Origin of the sequence: Micromonospora humida, from assembly GCF_016901255.1 — a bacterium.
GTDB lineage: Bacteria > Actinomycetota > Actinomycetes > Mycobacteriales > Micromonosporaceae > Micromonospora > Micromonospora wenchangensis.
In genome coordinates this window covers 269,330-287,792 of sequence record NZ_JAFEUC010000010.1, presented here as the reverse complement: position 1 = coordinate 287,792, position 18,463 = coordinate 269,330, and the positions used below count along the sequence as shown (strand labels likewise).

Sequence of the window (18,463 nt, the reverse complement as noted above, 5' to 3'; positions counted from 1 at the left end):
ACCCCGCCCACCCCGCCCGGACAGGCTGCCCACGGCCCGGTCGCCGAAACGCTGCCTCCTAGGACGCTCTGGAGGGTGTGCCCCGGTCGCTCGCACCGCAGGAGTAGGGCCCGGCCGCCGGGCACCGACCCGGCCCGGCGCCCGGCGGCCGGGCCCGTCAGCTCCGGTCGCCGGTCCAGGCCGCTTCGAGGATCGCGGTCAGGCTGGCGGTGTCGGTGGGCCCCGGATGGTTCTGGATCAGGCGGGTGACGCCGGAGGCCAGCTCCGCGAAGCGGGGAAGGTCGGCGCGGGCCACCCCGATGTCCGCCAGGGTGGCCGGGATACCGATGTCGGCGAGGAGCCCGTGGAGCCAGCTGAGGAACACCTCGGCGGCCTCGGCCGGCGCGGCGTCGGTCACGTCGAGCCCGCACACCCCGGCGAGGGTCGCCAACCGGTCACCGACGGCGTCGCGGGCCGCGTCCAACGCGTACGGCAGCAGCAGTCCGACGCCCAGGCCGTGCGGCGTGTGCGTGGCCGCGCCGATGGGATACTGGAGAGCGTGCGGGGCCGCGTTACCCGCGTGGGAGAAGGCGAGCCCGGCGAGCACCGACCCGTAGGACATGTCCGCCCGCGCGTCGGTGTCTCCGCCGTCCCGCACGGCCCGACGCAGGCTCCGGGCGATCCGCTCCGCGGCCAGCAGCGCATAGTGGTCGGTGACCTGGTTGCGGCCGAGGAACACCTGCTCCACCGGGTCGCGCGGCCCGTGGGGCCGGGGTCGCGCGGTGTAGCTCTCCACCGCGTGACAGAAAGCGTCGATGCCGGAGTGGGCGGTGACGGTCGCCGGGCAGGTGTAGGTGAGTTCGGGGTCGACGATCGCGAAGTCCGGCACGATGTGGACGCTGGACACCCCCACCTTCAGCGCCCGGTCCGGATCGGTCAGCACCGAGACGGGGGTCAGTTCGGAGCCGGTGCCCGACGTCGTCGGGACCGCGACGAGAGGAATCGTCGGCCCCGGCACCCGCGCCTCGCCGTAGAAGTCGCGCGGCGTGCCCCCGTGACACCGGATGACGCCGACGATCTTGGCGAGATCGATCACCGTGCCGCCCCCGACGGCGAGGATCACGTCGGCGTCCACCGCGGCGGCGGCCGCCACGGCCTGGTCGACGTCGGCGAGGGGCACGTCGGGATTCGCGTCGGAGAACACCTCGACGACCTCGACCCTCTCCCGCACGGCGGCCACGATGGCGGCCACCCCCGGCTGCCCCAGCAGGGTCCGGTCGGTCACGACGAGGACCCGTGAGCCGTTCTCGGCCACCACCCGGGGAATGTTCTGCGCGACCCCTTCGCCGACGATCAGCTGGCGTGGTCCACGGACTGTCTCAAGCATGGCGGTGCCTCTCCGGAACGGCGGCGGTGTGCTGGTCGGACGTCAGCGGCGGGACGGTCACGGCAGGTCGATCGCCGCGTAGGTGACGTCGAGGTACTCGAGGATGCCCTCGTGCGACCCCTCCTTGCCGATGCCGGACTGCTTCACGCCCCCGAACGGGGCCGATGGGTCCGAGATCAGCCCCCGGTTGACGCCGATCATCCCGGTCTGCAGACCCTCGGCGAACCGCAGCGCCCGCTGCAGGTCACGGGTGAAGACGTAGCCGACCAGGCCGTGTTCGGTGTCGTTGGCCTTCGCCATCACCTCGTCGTCGGACGTGAACCCGATGATCGGCGCCACCGGTCCGAAGATCTCCTCCCGCAGCATCCGCGCGTCGTCGGGCACGTCGACCAGGACCGTCGGCGGGTAGAAGTGACCCGGCCCGTCCGGGCGCACCCCGCCGGTCAGGACCCGGGCGCCCCGACCGACCGCGTCGGCGACGAGGTCGTCGAGCTTGGCGACCGAGGGCTCGTCGATCAACGCCCCGACGTCCACGCCGTCGTCGAGGCCGCGGCCCACCACCAGCGCGCCCATCCGCTCGGTGAACCGCTTCGTGAACTCCTCGCGTACCGGCTCCTCGACGTAGATCCGGTTGGCCGCGATGCAGGACTCCCCGATGTTGCGCATCTTGGCCACCAGCGCACCGTGCAGCGCGACGTCCAGGTCGGCGTCAGCGCACACGATCAGGGCCGCGTTGCCGCCCAGCTCCATCGAGGTACGCAGCACGTTGTCCGCCGCCTGGCGCAGCAGCACCCGCCCGACCTCGGTCGACCCGGTGAACGACACCTTGCGGGTCCGGGTGTCGGCCAGCAGCGCCGAGACCACCGCACCGGAACGTCTGGTGGTCACCACGTTGACCACCCCCGAGGGGACGCCCACCTCCTCCATGATGCGGGCCAGCAGCAGCATGGTCAGCGGCGTCTGGGCCGCCGGTTTGGTGACCGTCGTGCAGCCCGCGGCCAACGCCGGGGCGATCTTGCGGGCCCCCATGGCCAACGGGAAGTTCCAGGGCGTCACGAACACGCATGGTCCGACCGGCTTCGGCACGGTGAGGATGCGGTATCCCCCGGCGGGAGCGGTGCTGTAGCGCCCCTCGACCCGTACCGCCTCCTCGGCGAACCACCTGAAGAACTCGGCGCCGTAGGCCACCTCGGCCCGGGCCTCGGCCAGCGGCTTGCCCATTTCGAGGGTGATCAGCCGGGCGACCTCCTCGGACCGGTCGGTCAGGGCCCGGTACGTCGCGGTCAACAGCTCCGACCGTTTCCGTGGCGGGGTCGCCGCCCACTGCGCCGCCGCCCTGCTCGCCGCGTCCAACGCGGCCAGCCCGTCGTCGACGCCGGCGTCCGCCACCTCGGCGACGGTCGTGCCGGTGGCGGGGTCCTCGACGGCGAAGGTGGCGCCGCTCGCGGCGTCCCGCCAGGTGTCGCCGATCCGCAGCCGCCGGTGCTCGGGGGCCAGGACGTCCATCGGGTCACTCATTGCGTCGCCTCCAGTGCTCTTCGTGGTGATGTCCGGCGTGCGGCGACGGACGGTTCACCGGCCCGCACCCCGCAGGCCGGCGTACCGTCGCCGCCCCGGCTACCGCCCGGCCGCCGACAGCGACAGTCCGGTGCCCGCGTCGAACAGGTGTGCCCGGTCCAGGTCGACCGTCACCCGCAGCCGCTCGCCGGGCGTACCGGTGACGGTGGGTCGGGCCTTGACCTTGAGGATCTCCGTGCCCACCCGCACGTCGACCACCGTCCGGTCACCGAGGGGTTCGAGCCCGTAGAGCTCACCGGGCAACGACGCGTCCCCGCGCCGCTCCACGGACAGGTCCTCCGCACGCAGGCCCAGCATCAGCGCCTGACCGTCCCTGGCCGTGGCCCAGCGGGGCCGGGGCAGCGTCCAGCCGGCCGCGCCGACCAGTTGGTCCCCCTCGGCGTGGCAGGCGAGCAGGCTGATCGGCGGGCTGCCGACGAAGCCTGCGACCCACTGGTTGGCCGGCCGCTCGTACACCTCGGTCGGGGTGCCGACCTGTTGCACCGTGCCCTCCCTGAGGACCGCGACCTGGTCGGCCATGGACAGCGCCTCGACCTGGTCGTTGGTCACGTAGACGAACGTCGCCCCGAGGCTGCGGTGGATGCGGGTCAGCTCGGTGCGCATCTCGACCCGGAGCTTGAGGTCAAGGTTCGTCAACGGCTCGTCCATGAGGAACGCACGGGGGCTGCGGACCAGCGCCCGGGCCAGGGCGACCCGCTGCATCTCACCACCCGACAACTGCGCGGGACGACGGTGCAGCAGCCGTTCGATGTGCAGCAGGCCCGACATCCGCTCGACGGCCGCGGCGATCTCACCCGCCGGGCGGCGACGCGCCCGCAGCGGCGAGGCGATGTTCTCGTACGCGGTGTGCCGGGGGTAGAGGGCGTAGTTCTGGAACACCATGGCCAGGTCGCGGACGGCCGGTGCGTCGGCGGTCGCGTCCCGGCCGTCCAGGTGCACCGACCCGGCGTCGGGCTTGTCCAGGCCGGCGATCGCCCGCAGGGTCGTCGTCTTGCCCGCACCGGACGGCCCGAGCACGACGAAGAACGCGCCGTCCGGCACGTCCAGCGTTACCCCGTCCAGGGCCCGGACCTTACCGAAGGACTTGCACAGCCCCTTGACCGCAACGGTTCCCATCAGGCCACCAGCTCTTCCGTGCGCACGTCGTAGACCGCCGGGGTCCCGCCGGTGTGGCGCAGCCCGACCTTCGCGTCGGCGGCGAACCGTACGGTCGGTGGCATCCGGACCCGCACGTCGCGTCCGCCGTCGTGGTCGACCACGTAGATGATCTCGTCGCCGAGCCACTCGGCCGACACCACGCGGGCCGGCACCGACCGGTCCGCGCCGGGTGCGGTGACCTCCAGCGCCTCCGGCCGTACGCCCGCCACCAGGGGGCGGTCGCGGGGCAGGCCCGGCGGTGGTGTGAGGACCAGTCCGCCCTGACCGCGCAGCTTCCCGTCGGCCACCTCCACCTCGATGAGGTTCATCGGCGGGGAGCCGATGAACGCCGCGCAGAACAGGCTCGCCGGACGGTCGTACACCTCAAGCGGGGTCCCGATCTGCTCGACGCGGCCCTTGTTGAGGATGGCGATGCGGTGACCCAGCGACATCGCCTCGACCTGGTCGTGGGTGACGTAGACCATGGTCGCCCCCAGTTCCCCCTGCAGGTGCTTGATCTCGGTGCGCATGTCCGCCCGCAGCTCCGCGTCCAGGTTGGTGAGCGGTTCGTCCATCAGGAAGGCGCGCGGCCGGCGTACCAGGGCGCGGGCGAGTGCGACCCGCTGCTGCTCCCCGCCGGAGAGCTGACGGGGTCGCCGGTCCAGCAGCGGACCCAGCCGCATCAGCCGGGCCGCCTCCTCGACCCGCGCCTGCACCTCGTGCTTGGGCAGCCCCTCGGCCCGCAGCGGGAACGCCAGGTTGTCGCGGGTCTTCAGGTGCGGGTACAGCGCGTAGAACTGGAACACCATGGCGATGTCGCGTTCGGCCGGCGGCAGGTCGTTGACCAGCGTGTCGCCGATGCGGATGTCGCCGCTGGTCTGCCGCTCCAGACCGGCGATCGCCCGCAGCGTGGTCGTCTTGCCGCACCCCGACGGGCCGAGCATCACGAACAGTTCGCCGTCGCCGATGGACAGGTCGACGTGCTCGACGGCGACCGTGCCGTCCGGGTAGCGCTTGTGCAGGGCGCTCACCTCGATGCCCGCCATCAGCGTCGCACCGCCCCGAGGGTCACACCGGCGACGAGGTGCCGGCGTACCAGGTAGGCGAAGACGAGCACCGGCAGCGCGAACACCACCGAGGCGGCGGCCACCAGACCCCAGTCGACGGTGGTGCCACCGATCAGGCCGGCGATGGCCGGTGGGGCCGTACGCACCTCGTCGCTGGAGGTGAGGAAGATGGCGAACACGAACTCGTTCCACGAGAAGATGAGCGCGAACACCGCCGTCGCGGCGATGCCGGGCACGAGCAGGGGGAGGGTGAACTTCCAGAACGCCTGCAGGCGGCTGTAGCCGTCGAGCATGGCGGCGTCCTCGTACTCGGCGGGCACCTCGTCGACGAACCCCTTCATCATCCAGATCGTGAACGGGACGTTGAACGCGGCGTAGATGAGGATCAGGCCGAGCTTGGTGTCGATGAGGCCGGCCTGGCGGTACATGAGGAAGATCGGCACCACGACCACCACGGGCGGCATGAACCGGGTGGACAGGATGAAGAACAGCTGGTCCTTCTTGGCTTTCAGGGTGAAGCGGGAGTACGCCCAGGCCGCCGGCACCCCCAGCACGGTGGCCAGCACCGTGGACACGCCGGCGACGACCACGGAGTTGAGGAACGCCACGGACAGGGCCGAGCGGCCGCCGTCGGCGCCGACGAAGACGTCCCTGAAGTGGTCGAGGGTGACCGTGAAGCCGAAGAACTCGGCCGGCACGGCATAGACGTCCCGGTTCTCCTTGATGGACGTCTCGATCATCCACAGCACCGGGAAGAGCATCACGACGGCCAGCGCGGTCAGCAGCACGACCTCCAGCACCGACCGGCCGCGGCCCCGGCGGCGCACGCGGCGTGCGGGGGACGGGCGGTCCGGGGTCGGGCCTGCGGACACGGCCTCGTCGACGGAGACGGCCATCAGCCCTCCTTGAGTTTGTTCAGGTAGCGCAGGTAGAGCTGCGTGAGGACGATGACGACGAGGACCATGAGGATCCCGTACGCCGAGGCGGTGCCGGTGTTGAAGCCCAGGAACGCCACCTTGTAGACGTGGAACGACAACGTCTCGGTGGAGACCCCGGGACCGCCGTTGGTGAGGATGTAGACGAGGTCGAACAGCCGGAACGCCTCGATGGCCCGGAACAGGACGGCGATGAGCAGCAGCGGCCACACCAGCGGAAGGGTGATGGTGCGGAACCGGAACCACTCGGACGCCCGGTCGATCGAGGCGGCCTCGTACAGGTACTTCGGGACCGCGGTGAGGCCGGCGAGGGCGATGAGCATGATGAACGGCGTCCACTGCCAGGTGTCGACCACGATCAGGGACACCAGGGCCGTCCGCTGCCGGGTGAGCCACTCCACCTGCCCCAGGCCGAGTGAGCCGAGCATGCTGTTGACCACGCCGAACTGCGCGTCGAGCATGAACCGCCAGAACAGCCCCACCACGACCGGCGACAGCATCATCGGCACCAGGAACAGGGTGGTCAGCACGCCCCGCCCGTGGGTGCGCCGGGAGATCAGGTAGGCGATGGAGAAGCCGAGCACGGTCTGCAGGGTGACCGCACCGACCACGTAGATCAGCGTGGTCAGGGCCCGTTGGTGGACCTGCGCCGACGTCAGGATGGCGGTGTAGTTGCCGAAGCCGACGAACCGGGCGGGCCCCCCTCGGGTGGCCGAGTAGTCGGTGAACGACAGGTACAACGCCCACAGCAGCGGGAACACCGACATGCCGAGCAACAGCAGCAGCGCGGGGGAGATGAAGGCCACGGCGAGGCCACGGTCGCTGAGCCGGCGGCGGGACCGGCCCGGTGCAGGTGGCGTCGCGGACGCCACCTGCCCGGGGCGATCGGTCGTCAGCGGGACGGGGTCTTTCACAGCCCGCCGCCGCCCTTGCGGTTGCTGGAGTCGAGTACGCCCTGCTGCTCCCGGGCGATGTCGTCGAGCGCGGCCTTCGGGCTCTTCGCGCCGTTGAGCGCCGCGTTGACGTTCGTGTTCTCGATGTCGACGAGCCGCGCGTACTCGGGCACGTTCCACATGTCCCGCATCCGTGGCACCGAGTCGGCGTACACCTGGTTGAACGGTCCGGCGTTGAGGAACTCGGGCGACTGCAGGGCGTCGGTACGCGACGGCACGCCACCGGCCGCGGCCCACTTCTTCTGCACGTCGGCCTGCTCGAACCACCGCATGAAGTTCAGCGCCTCGGCCTGCTGCGCCGACGGGGAGTAGGCCGACACGTGCATCCCCATCCCGCCGAGCGGGACCAGGTTCGTCTTCTGGGTCGGCAGGGTGGCGAACCCCAGCTTGCCGAGGATCTGCTCCCGGGTGGTGCCGAGCGTGGACTGCTTCGGGTCGAGCAGGCCGCCGCTCGCGGCGATCCAGTTGAACGCGATACACGCCTTGCCCTGGGCTACCGCGGCGTTCACCTCGTCGATGAACCAGTTGCCGGAGCCCTTGGCGGTCAGCGGCTTCATCTTGTTGACCAGGACGTCCATCGCCTCGTGACCGGCGGTGTCGTTGAGGACGCCGTCGATCTTGCGGCTCTTGGCGTCCCAGAGGTTGCCGCCGTAGACGCCGTTGACCGTGTTGTAGGTGACGGCCGCCGCGTCGGAGCCGTTGGCCTGGTGGAAGGCGAGCCCGCTGACGCCCGGGTTGTCCGCCTGGCACTTCGCGGCGACCGAGATCATCTCGTCCCAGGTCTGCGGGGGCTTGTCGCCGATCAGGTCCTTGCGGTAGATCATCGTCCAGGTGTCGCCGAGCAGCGGCAGCCCGTACAGGCTGGCGTTCTCGTCGCGCTTGCCGGTCTCGGCCTGCGGGAACTGGCCGTACGCCGCCAGCAGGTACGGGTTGTAGGCGTCGACCTCGATGTTCTTCTTGACGAAGTCGGTCAGGTCGAGGATGTTGCCGTTGGTCACGGCCTCGCCGATGTGCTGCGAGTCCAGGATCGCGATGTCGAAGTCGGTCTTGCGCGCGGCGAACTGGGTGAACATCGCGTCGTGCCAGTTCGCGTTCGGCACGGTGTTGACCTTGATGGTCACGTTCGGCCGTTCCTTCTTGTACTCCGCGTTCGCGAAGTCCTCCAGCGCCTTGGCCGGGGGCCACTCGAACCAGATGAAGCTGAGGTTCAGCGGGTCCTTGGTGAGTTCGGGGACCGTCGCCGGTGCCTTCGGGGCGCCGGCCTTCGTGCCGTCGTCCCCGCCGTCGCCGCACGCCGCCAGGGTCGTGGCGACCAGCAGCATGGCGGCCGTCGCCAGCCGCACCTTCCGCCGGGAGACCGATGTTCGACCGATTCGCTCCGGATGCCGCATGGTGGTACCTGCTTTCTGGGGTGGTGGGGACTTCTAGAGCCTCGCTATGTGCCTCGCCGAGCAGGTGCTTGGTCGTTTCAGGCGTGGTGCCGGGCCGGCGCGGGGGCCGCCCCGTGGACCGGTGTCACGGACGCGCCGCGACCTGCCGGTTCGTCGTCGTGCCGGTTCGTCGTCGTGCCGTCGGCGGGCACGCCGACCCGGCGGTGACCCGGTGTCGGGCCGGGCGGGACGTCGAGCATGCTCATGGGAGCTCCGGTTGATCGAGTGGAGCGATGGCAGGCGTTACGGCGACGGTGCAGAATGACGGTCGCCCGTCACGTTTCCTATACGATCGGGTGGGGGGCGTCAGCATGTCGCAGCGTCGTAACTGATGTCAACAGGTTCCCGAAGGTGCACGAAAGGACCTCACGTCACGATGGACGACGAAGCGATCAGCGCGCGGGGCCGCACGGCCGCGCCGGGTGCGACGTCACCCGCGCGGTCGCGCGGCCGGCTCGCCGACGAGGTGTACGACACGCTGCTCGGACAGCTGATGTCGCTACGGATCGAGCCCGGCTCCCGCGTCACGATCGACGTGCTGGCGCGCGAGCTGGGCGTCTCGCAGACGCCGATCCGCGACGCGCTCAACCGGATGGAGGCCGAGGGCCTGGTCGTCCGGGTGCCCCACGCCGGCTACCGCATCCCACCCCAGATCACCCGCCAGCGGTTCGAGGACATGCTGGAGGTCCGTCTGCTCCTGGAACCGGCGGCGGCGCGCAGGTCCGCCGAACGCGCCTCGCTTTCGCAGGTGGCCGGCCTGCGCCGGATGCTGGAGGAGATGGCGGAACTGGAGGGGGGCGTCGGGCCCACCGCCTACGGCGCCTTCGGGCTGCGCGACGCCGCCTTCCACGACCTGGTCGCCCGCAGCGCGGAGAATCAGGTCATCCGGGAGACGCTCGCCCGCCTGCACAGCCACGTGCACCTGTTCCGGCTGCACCACGACACCCAGGTCACCCACCTGGCGATGGCCGAGCACGAGGACGTGGTGGCCGCGATCGCCGCGCGGGACCCCGACGCCGCCGCCTACGCGATGCGCCGGCACATCCTGCGCTCCGGCGAGCGCTTCCGTCGGCTGTTCGACGAGATCAAGGACGGCGACACGTTGACCGTGCGGTCTTGACGGGCGGGCGGGGCGAAGGAATGCTAGCTCAATCGGATCGGATTGGATCGCGTCCACCTCACCGCCACCACCATTGCGAGGAGAAGCAGATGCCCCGAGCGCTGCTCCTGACCGGCGACGCCGCCGAGGAACTCGACACGATGTACCCCTACTACCGCGTCCAGGAGGGCGGCTGGGAGGTCGACGTCGCGTCCCGCACGCGACGTGACGTGCAACTGGTCATCCACGAGTTCGACCCGAACTCCGACGCCTACGTGGAGAAGAACGGCCGCAAGCTGCCGGTCGACGTGCCCTGGGCCGAGGTCGACGTCGAACGCTACGACGCCCTGATCATCCCCGGGGGACGCGCGCCCGAGTGGATCCGGGTCGACGCCGACGTCAGGCGCATCACCGAGCACTTCTTCGCGCGCAACCTCCCGGTCGCCCTGGTCTGCCACGGCGCTCAGGTTCCGGCGGTCTACGGCCTGCTCAAGGGCCGCAAGACGGCGTGCTTCCCGCCCATCACCGGCGACATGGAGAACGCCGGCGCGACGGTCATCGACGCGCCCGACGTCGTCGACGGCAACCTCGTCTCCTGCCGGGGCTGGCCCGACATGCCGCAGTTCGGCCGGGCCATGATGGAACTCTTCGCGAAGTCCGTCGACGCCGCCTCGGCCTGAGCGCACCCGGCCCGTGCCGATGACGACCACGCGGACGGTCACCGTCGACGGCTCTCCCGTCCACGTCCTCGACAGCGGTGCCGGGCCGGCGGTGCTGATGCTGCACGGCTCCGGACCCGGCACCACCGGGTCCGGAGCCTGGGCGGCGACGGCGCAGGCGCTGGGCCCGTCCTGGCGGGTGCTGGCCCCCGACCACGCGGGGTTCGGCCGTACCCCCGTCCCGGCGGGCTCCCGGGGCGGCCTGCGCCTGTGGACCCGGCAGGCCGCGGGCCTGATGGACGCGCTCGGCGTCGGGGACTACGCCGTGGTGGGTCACTCCATGGGCGGGGCCGTGGCGCTGGCCCTGGCGGCCGGGCACCCCGGCCGGGTCACCCGGGTCGTGGCGGTTTCGACGATGGGTGCCCCGGGAGCGCCGCTGTCGGCCGACCTCGACGCGCTCTGGGCCGCCCCCGCCGGCCCGACCGGGGCGCGGGACATGCTGAGCCGGCTCTTCCTCGACCAGGCGCTCGTGACCGATGCTGCGGTCGCCGCCCGCGCGGACGCGATGCTGGCCGGGGCCGCCGCGTACGCGTCGTTGTTCCCGCCGCCCCGGCGACGATGGGTCGACGACCTGACCCTCCCGGCGCGGACGCTGGCCGCGATCCGCGCGCCCGTGCTGCTCGTGCACGGCGCCGACGACCGGGTCACCCCGCTCGACCCGGCCACCCGGCCCCTGCTCGAGCACCTGGCCGACGTCCGGCTGCACGTGTTCGGCAGGTGCGGGCACGTGCCGGCGGTCGAACATCCGCGCGAGTTCCGGCACCTGCTGTCAGGTTTCCTGCGCCCGGAGCGCTGTCCCTGACCATGGGTGACCCGGCCCGGCCTACATCGCGGGCGCGCTGTACCCGGTTACGGCGCGGCCGGTGCACCCGGCTCCGCCCTGACCTGCCATGATCGCCGGGTGCGCGATTGACAGTTGATCGACGTACTGCTATCAGTAAATAGACCTTACTGATTGCTGCGGTGCCCGCCCGGGCGCACGTCGCGTCCGGGCACCGACCGGCCGGCGGCCCGCCGCCCCATCCCCGAGGAACGCCATGGTGCGCAGAAGAACACTCGCCTACGCCGTGGGCACCCTGCTGGCCGGCATCGCGTCGGTCGGCTACGGCCTGCCGTCGGCCAGCGCCGCCACCGCCGGCCCGATCACCGGTCTGGCCGGCAAGTGCGTCGACGTGGCCGGCGCCAACCCGGCCAACGGCACCGCCGTGCAGCTCTACGACTGCAACGGCACCGCCGCCCAGACCTGGACGGTGGGCAACAGCGACAACTCGATCCGCGCGCTCGGCAAGTGCCTCGACGTCACCGCCGCGTCGACCACCAACGGCGCCAAGATCCAGCTGTACGACTGCAACGGCACCGGCGCCCAGAAGTGGACCACCGCAAGCGGTGGCGCCCTGGTCAACCCCGCCTCGGGCAAGTGCCTCGACGTGACCGACCGGAGCACCGCCAACGGCACCCGACTGCAGATCTGGACCTGTGGCGGCACCACCAACCAGCAGTGGACCCTGCCCGGCGGCGGCACCCCCACCCCGACCGCCACCGCCCCGGCCGGCACCAACCTCGACGACCCGGCGAAGAAGGACGTCGCCATGCAGCTCGTCTCGGCGGCCGAGAACTCCTCGCTCGACTGGCGCGCCCAGTTCTCCTACATCGAGGACATCGGCGACGGCCGGGGCTACACCGCCGGCATCATCGGTTTCTGCTCCGGCACCGGCGACATGCTCGAACTGGTCCAGGCGTACACGAACACCAAGCCCGGCAACGTGCTGGCCGGATACCTGCCCGCGTTGCGCGCCGTCAACGGCACCGCCTCGCACGCCGGCCTCGACCCCAACTACCCCCGGGACTGGCGCACCGCCGCCAACGACCAGGTGTTCCGGGCCGCGCAGGAGTCCGAGCGGGACCGGGTCTACTTCACCCCGTCGGTGCGGGACGGGAAGAACGACGGGGTCCGGGCGCTCGGCCAGTTCGCCTACTACGACGCGGCGGTCATGCACGGGTACGAGGGCATGCGCCAGATCCGCAGCCGCGCCCTGCTCCGGGCGAAGCCCCCGGCGCAGGGCGGCAACGAGCGGACCTGGCTCAGCGCGTTCCTCGACGAGCGGGTCGTCGAGATGAAGAAGGAGGAGGCCCACTCGGACACCTCCCGGGTCGACACCGCCCAGCGGGTGTTCCTCGACAACGGCAACTTCGACCTGAACACGCCACTGGTGTTCGCCGTCTACGGCGACCAGTTCCGCATCGGCTGACCCCCACCGCCGGGGCAGCCACGCTGCCCCGGCGGGAGATGGCGGCCCCGCTCAGGGTGCCCAGGGGGTCGTGACGTTCCAGGTGCTGTCCGCGGCCCACAGGGCGGGTGAGTTCCACGCCTCGCCGCCCGTGCCGTTGCTCAGCCACACCTCCGAGGCGTAGTGCCGCAGGTACCTGCCACGGAAGTTGTACGACTCCAACGAGACCCCGCTCCCGCCGACCCCGACCCGGGCGCACCAGGTGGCGTCCGCGCGCAGCAGCGCCGAACCGTCGTTCGGGGAGTTGCGTACCCGCGACTCCTGGTGGCGCAGGAACTGCCCGGGGAAGTTGACCGACTCGAACGAGTAGCACGCCGGATCGGCCAGCCCGGCCCGGACCGTGTACGTCGCGTCGTTCCTGAGCAGCGCCGAGCTGTCCGCGTTCACCACCTCGGTGTAGGCGAGGCTGTCCCGGTGCCGCAGGAACCGGTCGGTGTACCCGGGGGTCGTCACCTGCAACGACCGCCGGGTGTTCAGCGGCAACGCCACCGGCACCGAGCTGCCGACGGACCGCGACGCGGTGATCAGGGCCAGGTTGGCGGCCCTCACCCGGGCCTGGTCCATCTTGACCACCTGCCGGTCGTAGGTGAGGAACCCGTTCAGCTCACCCTCCTGGTCGGTGATCTCGGTGTAGACCGAGGCGCTCAGCCCCTTGCCGAGCATGAGGTTCTGCGTGCCCTGCACGAGGCCGATGTAGCGGTCGGTCAGCGCGGTGGAGTTCGGTTGCCACTCGTAGGCGAAGAAGCTGCCGTTCGGGCTCCACTCGTGCCCTGGTGTGTGCAGGCCGAGGCCGCCGAACTCGCCGAGCACGGCGATCCGGCTGCTCGACGGCACCGGCGAGTCCGGTCCCAGGTAGACGTGCCAGTCGTCGATGTCGCCGACGCCGGGGTCGCCCAGCGACTGGCAGCAGTTGTGGCCGCTGTGCGCGTTGACCAACCGGGTCGGGTCCTGGGCCTTGACGGCCTGGGCGACCCGGCGGGTGTCGGCCAGCGCCCGTTCCCCCCACCCCTCGTTGTAGACGGTCCAGGTGACGACGGCCGGCGAGCTGCGGTGCTCGTCGACGATCTCGCGGGCCTCGGCTTCGAGCTGCGCCTGCTGCGCGTCGGTGGCGTCGATGTCCTGCGCGGTCAGCGACGGGACGTCCTGCCACACCAGCAGGCCGAGCCGGTCGGCGTGGTAGAACCAGCGCTGCGGTTCGACCTTGATGTGCTTGCGCACCATGTTGAAGCCCAGGTCCTTGTGCTTCTGCAGGTCGAACGCGAGCGCGGCGTCGGTGGGCGCGGTGTAGAGCCCGTCCGGCCAGAACCCCTGGTCGAGCGTGCCGACCTGGAAGACGAACTGGCCGTTGAGCTTGGGCCGCAGGACACCGTTGACGACGCCGGTGCTGATCTCGCGCATGCCGAAGTAGTGGGTGGTCCGGTCCACCTGGACGCCCGCGGCATTACGCAGGGTGACGCGTAGCTGGTAGAGGAACGGGGTGTCGGGCGACCAGCGGCGGGCGTTCGGCACGGGCACCGTGAACTCGGTGAAACCGCCGGTGGCGGAACCGACCACGGTGGTGCCGTCGAGCGCTTCGGCCAGGACGCTGTGCCCGCTGACGTTGCCCCGGGTGAGAACCCGGACGCGCAGGGTGTTGTCGGCCAGGCGCGGCGAGAGGTCGGCCCTGCTGATCGAGGCCGTCGGCACCGGTTCCAGCCACACCGTCTGCCAGATGCCCGAGCTGGGGGTGTAGAAGATCCCGCCGGGCTGCTTGGTCTGCTTGCCGATCGGCGGCAGGCTGCCGTTCTGCCGGCTGTCCGTCGGGTCCCACACCTTCACCACGATCTCGTTCGCGCCGCCCCGCAACTGGGCGGTGACGTCGAAGCTGAAGGCGTCGTAGCCGCCGGTGTGCCCACCGACCGCCACGCCGTTGACCCAGACGGTGCTCTGCCAGTCGACGGCGCCGAAGTGCAGCAGCACCCGACGTCCGTTCCAACTCCCGGGCACCGTCACGACCCGCCGGTAGAACAGGTAGTTGCGGGTGTCGCCGGCGGCGCGCTGCACCCCGGACAGGGCGCTCTCCACCGGGAACGGCACGTTGATCCGCTCGGGCAGGTCGGTGCCGAACGCCGGGGCGTCGTCGGTGGCGGACTGGCGCAACTGCCACTCGCCGTTGAGGGTGAGCCAGTCCGCCCGGGTCATCTGGGGTCGCGGGTACTCCGGCAGGGGCGTGCCGTCGAGCGCCTGGGCGGTCCAGGGGGTGGTCAGCGGCGGGTTCTTGGCCGGTGCGGCGTGCGCCGGGCCGGCCGGCGCGGTGAGCAGTCCGGCGACCAGGGTGAGGACGAGCAGGAGGGGTGCGGCGAGGCGGACGGGATCGGGACGTGTCATGCCGTCTCCATCGGACGTGCCGCCGGGGCCGGGCTGCGCCGCCGGCGGCTGGCGGTGGGGGTGTGGGGCGGCGGGTCAGGTCACGTCCGCGCCCGACCGGTCGGGCGCGGACGTCGAAGGGATCTCCGGGGCGATCGGTGGCGGTCGTCATGAGGTGCCTGCTGGCCGCCCCACGGTATCGGACCCTGGGGGACAAAGGGACCGCATACGGACCGGGCGCATCCCGGCGGGCGACCTTCCCGCCGGTACGATGCCAGGCATGGGGTGGGGGGCCGCGACGAGCACGGCGACGGTGTCGCCGGCCGCCGCGTGCCGGGTCCCGACCGCATCCCGCCTGGCCCGGGTACCGCTCCACGCCGTCGCCGACCGGCACCGGCCCGGCCGGGGCCGTCCGACCCGGTGAGCCCCGGCGGCACCGACGCGAGCCTGCTGGCACTGGCGGTGGGCCTCGTCGTCGCGGTCTCGCTCATCGCGGTGATCACGGTGGCCCTGCGCCGCCGAGGTGACCGCCGGGACCTGCCGGGCACCCAGGTCCGCGACCTGGAGGCGCGGGTCGCCGCCGCCGCGTCCCCGGACGCGGACACCCGCGCGTGGGACGCGGCCACCCGGATCGCCGCCGCCCGCAGTCACGAAGCCACCGGCACTGACCGCGCCCCCGGCCCTGTCGACCCGCCGGTCGCCGGCACGCCTGCTGCGGACGCGACGTCACCCGGCGCGGAAACCCCGGACGGTACGGCGGGGGCCCGGCCGGTCCAGGACCCGACCGACCCGCCGGCCGGGTGGCCGTCGACGGCCGGAGGTGACAGCGACGCGATGGCTGACGCGTTCGCCTGGCTCCGGATCGCGGCGCTCGTGGAAGCCGGCCAGCGCGAGCAGGCCGTCGAGCTGCTCGGCGCCACCATGGCCATTTCAGCGGACGAGGCGGAACTGCTGGTCGACGGCCTGGACGGCGCGGGTGGCCGCCACGCCGAGGGTGCGCGATGGCACGACTGATCCATCTGAACGGCCCGCCGGGCATCGGAAAGTCCACCCTCTCGGCGCGCTACGCCGACCGCCACCCCGGCACCCTGAATCTCGACGTCGACGCGCTGCACCGCCTCGTCGGCGGATGGCGCGACGAGGAATTCGACACCTGGCCGGTCGTGTGGTCCCTGGTGCGGGCGATGGTGACGGTCCGGTTGGCCGGCGGAGGTGACGTCGTCCTGCCGCAGTACCTCGCGACGGTCGACGAGATCGACGGTCTCGCGGCGCTCGCGCGCGAGCAGGGGGCGGGTTTCCACGAGGTCGTCCTGGTCGACGGGCGGGAGACCGCGATCGAGCGGTTCCACCGTCGCGCCCGCGACTCCGACGACGAGTGGGTCCACCACCACCGTCAGCTCATCGCGCGCGCCGGCGGATCGGCCGTGCTCGGCGCCATGTACGACGACCTGATGCGGGTGGTCCGCCTACGCGCCGGGGCGGTGCTGGTGCCCAGCGCGGCGGGGGCGGTGCAGGCCACCTACGACCTGCTGGTGGGCGCGCTGGACCGCCCCGGCTCCGGCCGGCCGGGATTCGCGCGGGCCGGGGGTCGGTGACCCCCGGCCCGCGTCGGTCACCGCCGGCTCAGTTCGCCGCGCAGGAGACCGCCGGTACGGCGTTGGTGCCGCCCGACGAGCCCAGGAAACCGAAGGTCGTGCTGCCGCCGGCACCGAGCGCGCCGTTGTAGCTGACGTTGCGGGCGGTCACCGTCGCGCCGCTGGTGGTCAGCGTCGCGCTCCACGCCTGCGACACCTGCTGCCCGTTGCCGAACGTCCAGGTCACCGTCCAGCCGCTGATCGCCGAGTTGCCGGCGGTGACCCGCACCTCGGCCTGGAAGCCGCCCTGCCACTGACCGGTCACCGTGTACGTCGCCGAGCAGGAGCGCCCGCCCGGGGGCGGGGTCGTCGGCGGGACGGTGGTCGGGGGCGGCGTGGTGGTCGGGGGAGCGGTGGTCGGCGGCGGCGTGGTGGTCGGCGGCGTGGTCGGGGTGGTGCCGCCGACGGCGCTCATGATGGCGTCGATGATGCCCTGCTGGGTGACCACGCCGCTGCTGCGGTTGAACAGCCCGAACCCGTACGCGCCGTTGTAGCCGTTGTCCCAGTAGGCGGTGGCCGCCCCGTACTTCTTGGCGGTGGCGACCAGGGTGCGCGCGTAGTCCGCCCGGTACCGGTTGTTCGTCGAGTCGGCCGAGGTCTTGTCGACCGAACCGTACTCACCGACGAACACGGGGTATCCACGCGCGACGAAGGTGTCGCGCACCTTCTTCAGTTGCCCGTCCATGAAGTCCTGCTGTCCCCAGGTCGACTTGCGTGCCGGGTTGGTGGCGGCCGGCCCCCACTGGGTGATGGTGCCGTTCTCCTCACCGGCGAAGTCCCAGGGGTCGTAGTAGTGCACGGAGATCATGAGCCGCTGTTCGTTGGCCGGCACGGACGACGAGCGGTACTGGTCGGTCGGCAGCACGAAGCCGTAGTTGCCGACGGTGTAGTCGATGTTGGTGTTCCAGCCGGGGATGAGCAGCCAGCGCGAGGTGTTGTTCCCGCCGGTCCGCCGGACCGTGTCCACGAAGATCTGGTTGTAGGCGTTGATGTTCGAGTAGCACGGCTGGGTGGGATTGCCGTACTGCCCGTCGAACTCCTCGTTCATGGATTCCAGGACGAGGCGTTCGCCGTAGCTCTGGAATTTGGTCGCTACCTGCTGCCAGACCTTCTGGTACTTGTCCCTGATCGTCGTCTGGTTCGACGAGTCGCAGATCAGCCACGAACCGTTGATGGTCTTGTAGCCGTCGCCGTGCATGTTGATCAGCACGTACAGTCCGCGGCCATAGGCGTAGTCGACGATTTCCTGGATGCGGTTCAGCCAGGCGGAGCTGATCGTGTAGTTCGGGGCGGCCCCGATGTTTCCCAGATAGGAGACCGGAATGCGGATCGTCTTGAATCCCGCCGCCCGCACCCGGTCGATGAATGCCTGCGTCACGACCGGGTTGCCCCAGGCCGTCTCGCTGGGGATTCCGTTGGCGTTGGCTTCCAGGGCGTTACCCAGGTTCCAGCCCGCCCCCATGTTGGCGACGAGTTGGGTGGCGTTCAGTTGGGTCATGCTGTCGGCCGACGCGGAACTCGTCATCACGGCCGTCGACCCGGCCAGCGCCAGTACGCCGGAAAGCACGGCGAACTGAACCCTCCTCAGTGTGGATTTCATCAGCATCTCCCGTCTTCGAGTCAACCGTCGCACGATGGTTGTCGAAGCGTTTCGACAGTATTTCGACTGCCTGTTCCGGCAATCGATGGGCTGCCAAAGAATAGATGCACGTGCATCGATCGGCAACGGGAAGGCTGTCGCGGGCGGGCGGGCGCGTGCGCCGCGTGCCGTCGGGGCGGCGGGCGGTGGTCGCGTCGACGTCGCGCGGCCCGACCGCGACCGGTGCCCGTCGTGCGGGTGGCCCACCGTGCCGCAGGGGCGCTCGCGTCGGGCGTGGCCCCGTCGGCCCCGACCGGCGGGGTGGCGTCGGG

General features: G+C 71.3%; 16 protein-coding genes. 6 read left to right on the top strand and 10 right to left on the bottom strand.

The window, feature by feature from the left end; genetic code table 11:
• Nucleotides 1-157: 157 nt before the first annotated feature.
• The 8 genes from JQX11_RS21320 to JQX11_RS21285 form a co-directional block, all read right to left on the bottom strand.
• Nucleotides 158-1,366 carry an iron-containing alcohol dehydrogenase gene (locus JQX11_RS21320; protein WP_204926727.1) on the bottom strand — a complete coding sequence of 403 codons (1,209 nt, stop codon included), beginning with the start codon at nucleotides 1,364-1,366 and terminating at the stop codon, nucleotides 158-160.
• A gap of 57 nt (nucleotides 1,367-1,423) precedes the next feature.
• Nucleotides 1,424-2,884, bottom strand: a complete 1,461-nt coding sequence (locus JQX11_RS21315) for an NAD-dependent succinate-semialdehyde dehydrogenase (RefSeq protein WP_204926726.1) — start codon at nucleotides 2,882-2,884, stop codon at nucleotides 1,424-1,426.
• 99 nt (nucleotides 2,885-2,983) lie between these two features.
• Entirely contained in the window at nucleotides 2,984-4,060 is a 1,077-nt protein-coding gene (locus JQX11_RS21310; RefSeq protein ID WP_204926725.1) for an ABC transporter ATP-binding protein, read from the bottom strand.
• The gene (locus tag JQX11_RS21305) at nucleotides 4,060-5,127 is read right to left on the bottom strand and encodes an ABC transporter ATP-binding protein (RefSeq protein WP_204926724.1); all 1,068 of its coding nucleotides are present in this window, start codon (nucleotides 5,125-5,127) and stop codon (nucleotides 4,060-4,062) included. Before JQX11_RS21305 ends, JQX11_RS21310 begins: the two co-directional genes overlap by 1 nt.
• The gene (locus JQX11_RS21300) at nucleotides 5,127-6,044 is read right to left on the bottom strand and encodes a carbohydrate ABC transporter permease (protein ID WP_204926723.1); all 918 of its coding nucleotides are present in this window, start codon (nucleotides 6,042-6,044) and stop codon (nucleotides 5,127-5,129) included. Before JQX11_RS21300 ends, JQX11_RS21305 begins: the two co-directional genes overlap by 1 nt.
• Complete coding sequence (locus JQX11_RS21295; protein WP_307826286.1) at nucleotides 6,044-6,889, bottom strand: carbohydrate ABC transporter permease; 846 nt, start codon at nucleotides 6,887-6,889, stop codon at nucleotides 6,044-6,046. The genes JQX11_RS21300 and JQX11_RS21295 overlap by 1 nt, the downstream gene beginning before the upstream one ends.
• A gap of 104 nt (nucleotides 6,890-6,993) precedes the next feature.
• Nucleotides 6,994-8,379 carry an extracellular solute-binding protein gene (locus JQX11_RS21290; RefSeq protein WP_307826285.1) on the bottom strand — a complete coding sequence of 462 codons (1,386 nt, stop codon included), beginning with the start codon at nucleotides 8,377-8,379 and terminating at the stop codon, nucleotides 6,994-6,996.
• Between the two features lie 125 nt (nucleotides 8,380-8,504).
• Nucleotides 8,505-8,672 carry a hypothetical protein gene (locus JQX11_RS21285; protein ID WP_204926720.1) on the bottom strand — a complete coding sequence of 56 codons (168 nt, stop codon included), beginning with the start codon at nucleotides 8,670-8,672 and terminating at the stop codon, nucleotides 8,505-8,507.
• A 170-nt stretch (nucleotides 8,673-8,842) separates the two neighbouring features.
• On the opposite strand from JQX11_RS21285, the gene JQX11_RS21280 reads away from it, so the two are divergent.
• From JQX11_RS21280 to JQX11_RS21265, 4 genes are all read left to right on the top strand, one after another.
• A complete protein-coding gene (locus JQX11_RS21280; RefSeq protein ID WP_232378262.1) occupies nucleotides 8,843-9,586 on the top strand; it encodes a GntR family transcriptional regulator in 744 nt (247 codons plus the stop codon).
• A gap of 89 nt (nucleotides 9,587-9,675) precedes the next feature.
• On the top strand, nucleotides 9,676-10,245 hold the full coding sequence (locus JQX11_RS21275; RefSeq protein ID WP_204926718.1) for a DJ-1/PfpI family protein: 570 nt from the start codon (nucleotides 9,676-9,678) through the stop codon (nucleotides 10,243-10,245).
• Nucleotides 10,246-10,264: 19 nt separating this feature from the next.
• Entirely contained in the window at nucleotides 10,265-11,086 is an 822-nt protein-coding gene (locus JQX11_RS21270) for an alpha/beta fold hydrolase (RefSeq protein WP_204926717.1), read from the top strand.
• A gap of 238 nt (nucleotides 11,087-11,324) precedes the next feature.
• On the top strand, nucleotides 11,325-12,533 hold the full coding sequence (locus JQX11_RS21265; RefSeq protein ID WP_372444618.1) for a chitosanase: 1,209 nt from the start codon (nucleotides 11,325-11,327) through the stop codon (nucleotides 12,531-12,533).
• Between the two features lie 51 nt (nucleotides 12,534-12,584).
• Here JQX11_RS21265 and JQX11_RS21260 read toward each other — a convergent pair whose 3' ends face one another.
• Nucleotides 12,585-14,939, bottom strand: coding sequence for an AbfB domain-containing protein (locus JQX11_RS21260; RefSeq protein ID WP_204926715.1), 2,355 nt, complete (start codon nucleotides 14,937-14,939; stop codon nucleotides 12,585-12,587).
• A 399-nt stretch (nucleotides 14,940-15,338) separates the two neighbouring features.
• On the opposite strand from JQX11_RS21260, the gene JQX11_RS21255 reads away from it, so the two are divergent.
• A complete protein-coding gene (locus JQX11_RS21255) occupies nucleotides 15,339-15,932 on the top strand; it encodes a hypothetical protein (protein ID WP_204926714.1) in 594 nt (197 codons plus the stop codon).
• A complete protein-coding gene (locus JQX11_RS21250; protein WP_204926713.1) occupies nucleotides 15,920-16,513 on the top strand; it encodes an ATP-binding protein in 594 nt (197 codons plus the stop codon). Before JQX11_RS21255 ends, JQX11_RS21250 begins: the two co-directional genes overlap by 13 nt.
• A gap of 28 nt (nucleotides 16,514-16,541) precedes the next feature.
• Here JQX11_RS21250 and JQX11_RS21245 read toward each other — a convergent pair whose 3' ends face one another.
• Entirely contained in the window at nucleotides 16,542-18,152 is a 1,611-nt protein-coding gene (locus JQX11_RS21245) for a cellulase family glycosylhydrolase (RefSeq protein WP_204926712.1), read from the bottom strand.
• Nucleotides 18,153-18,463 lie beyond the last annotated feature (311 nt).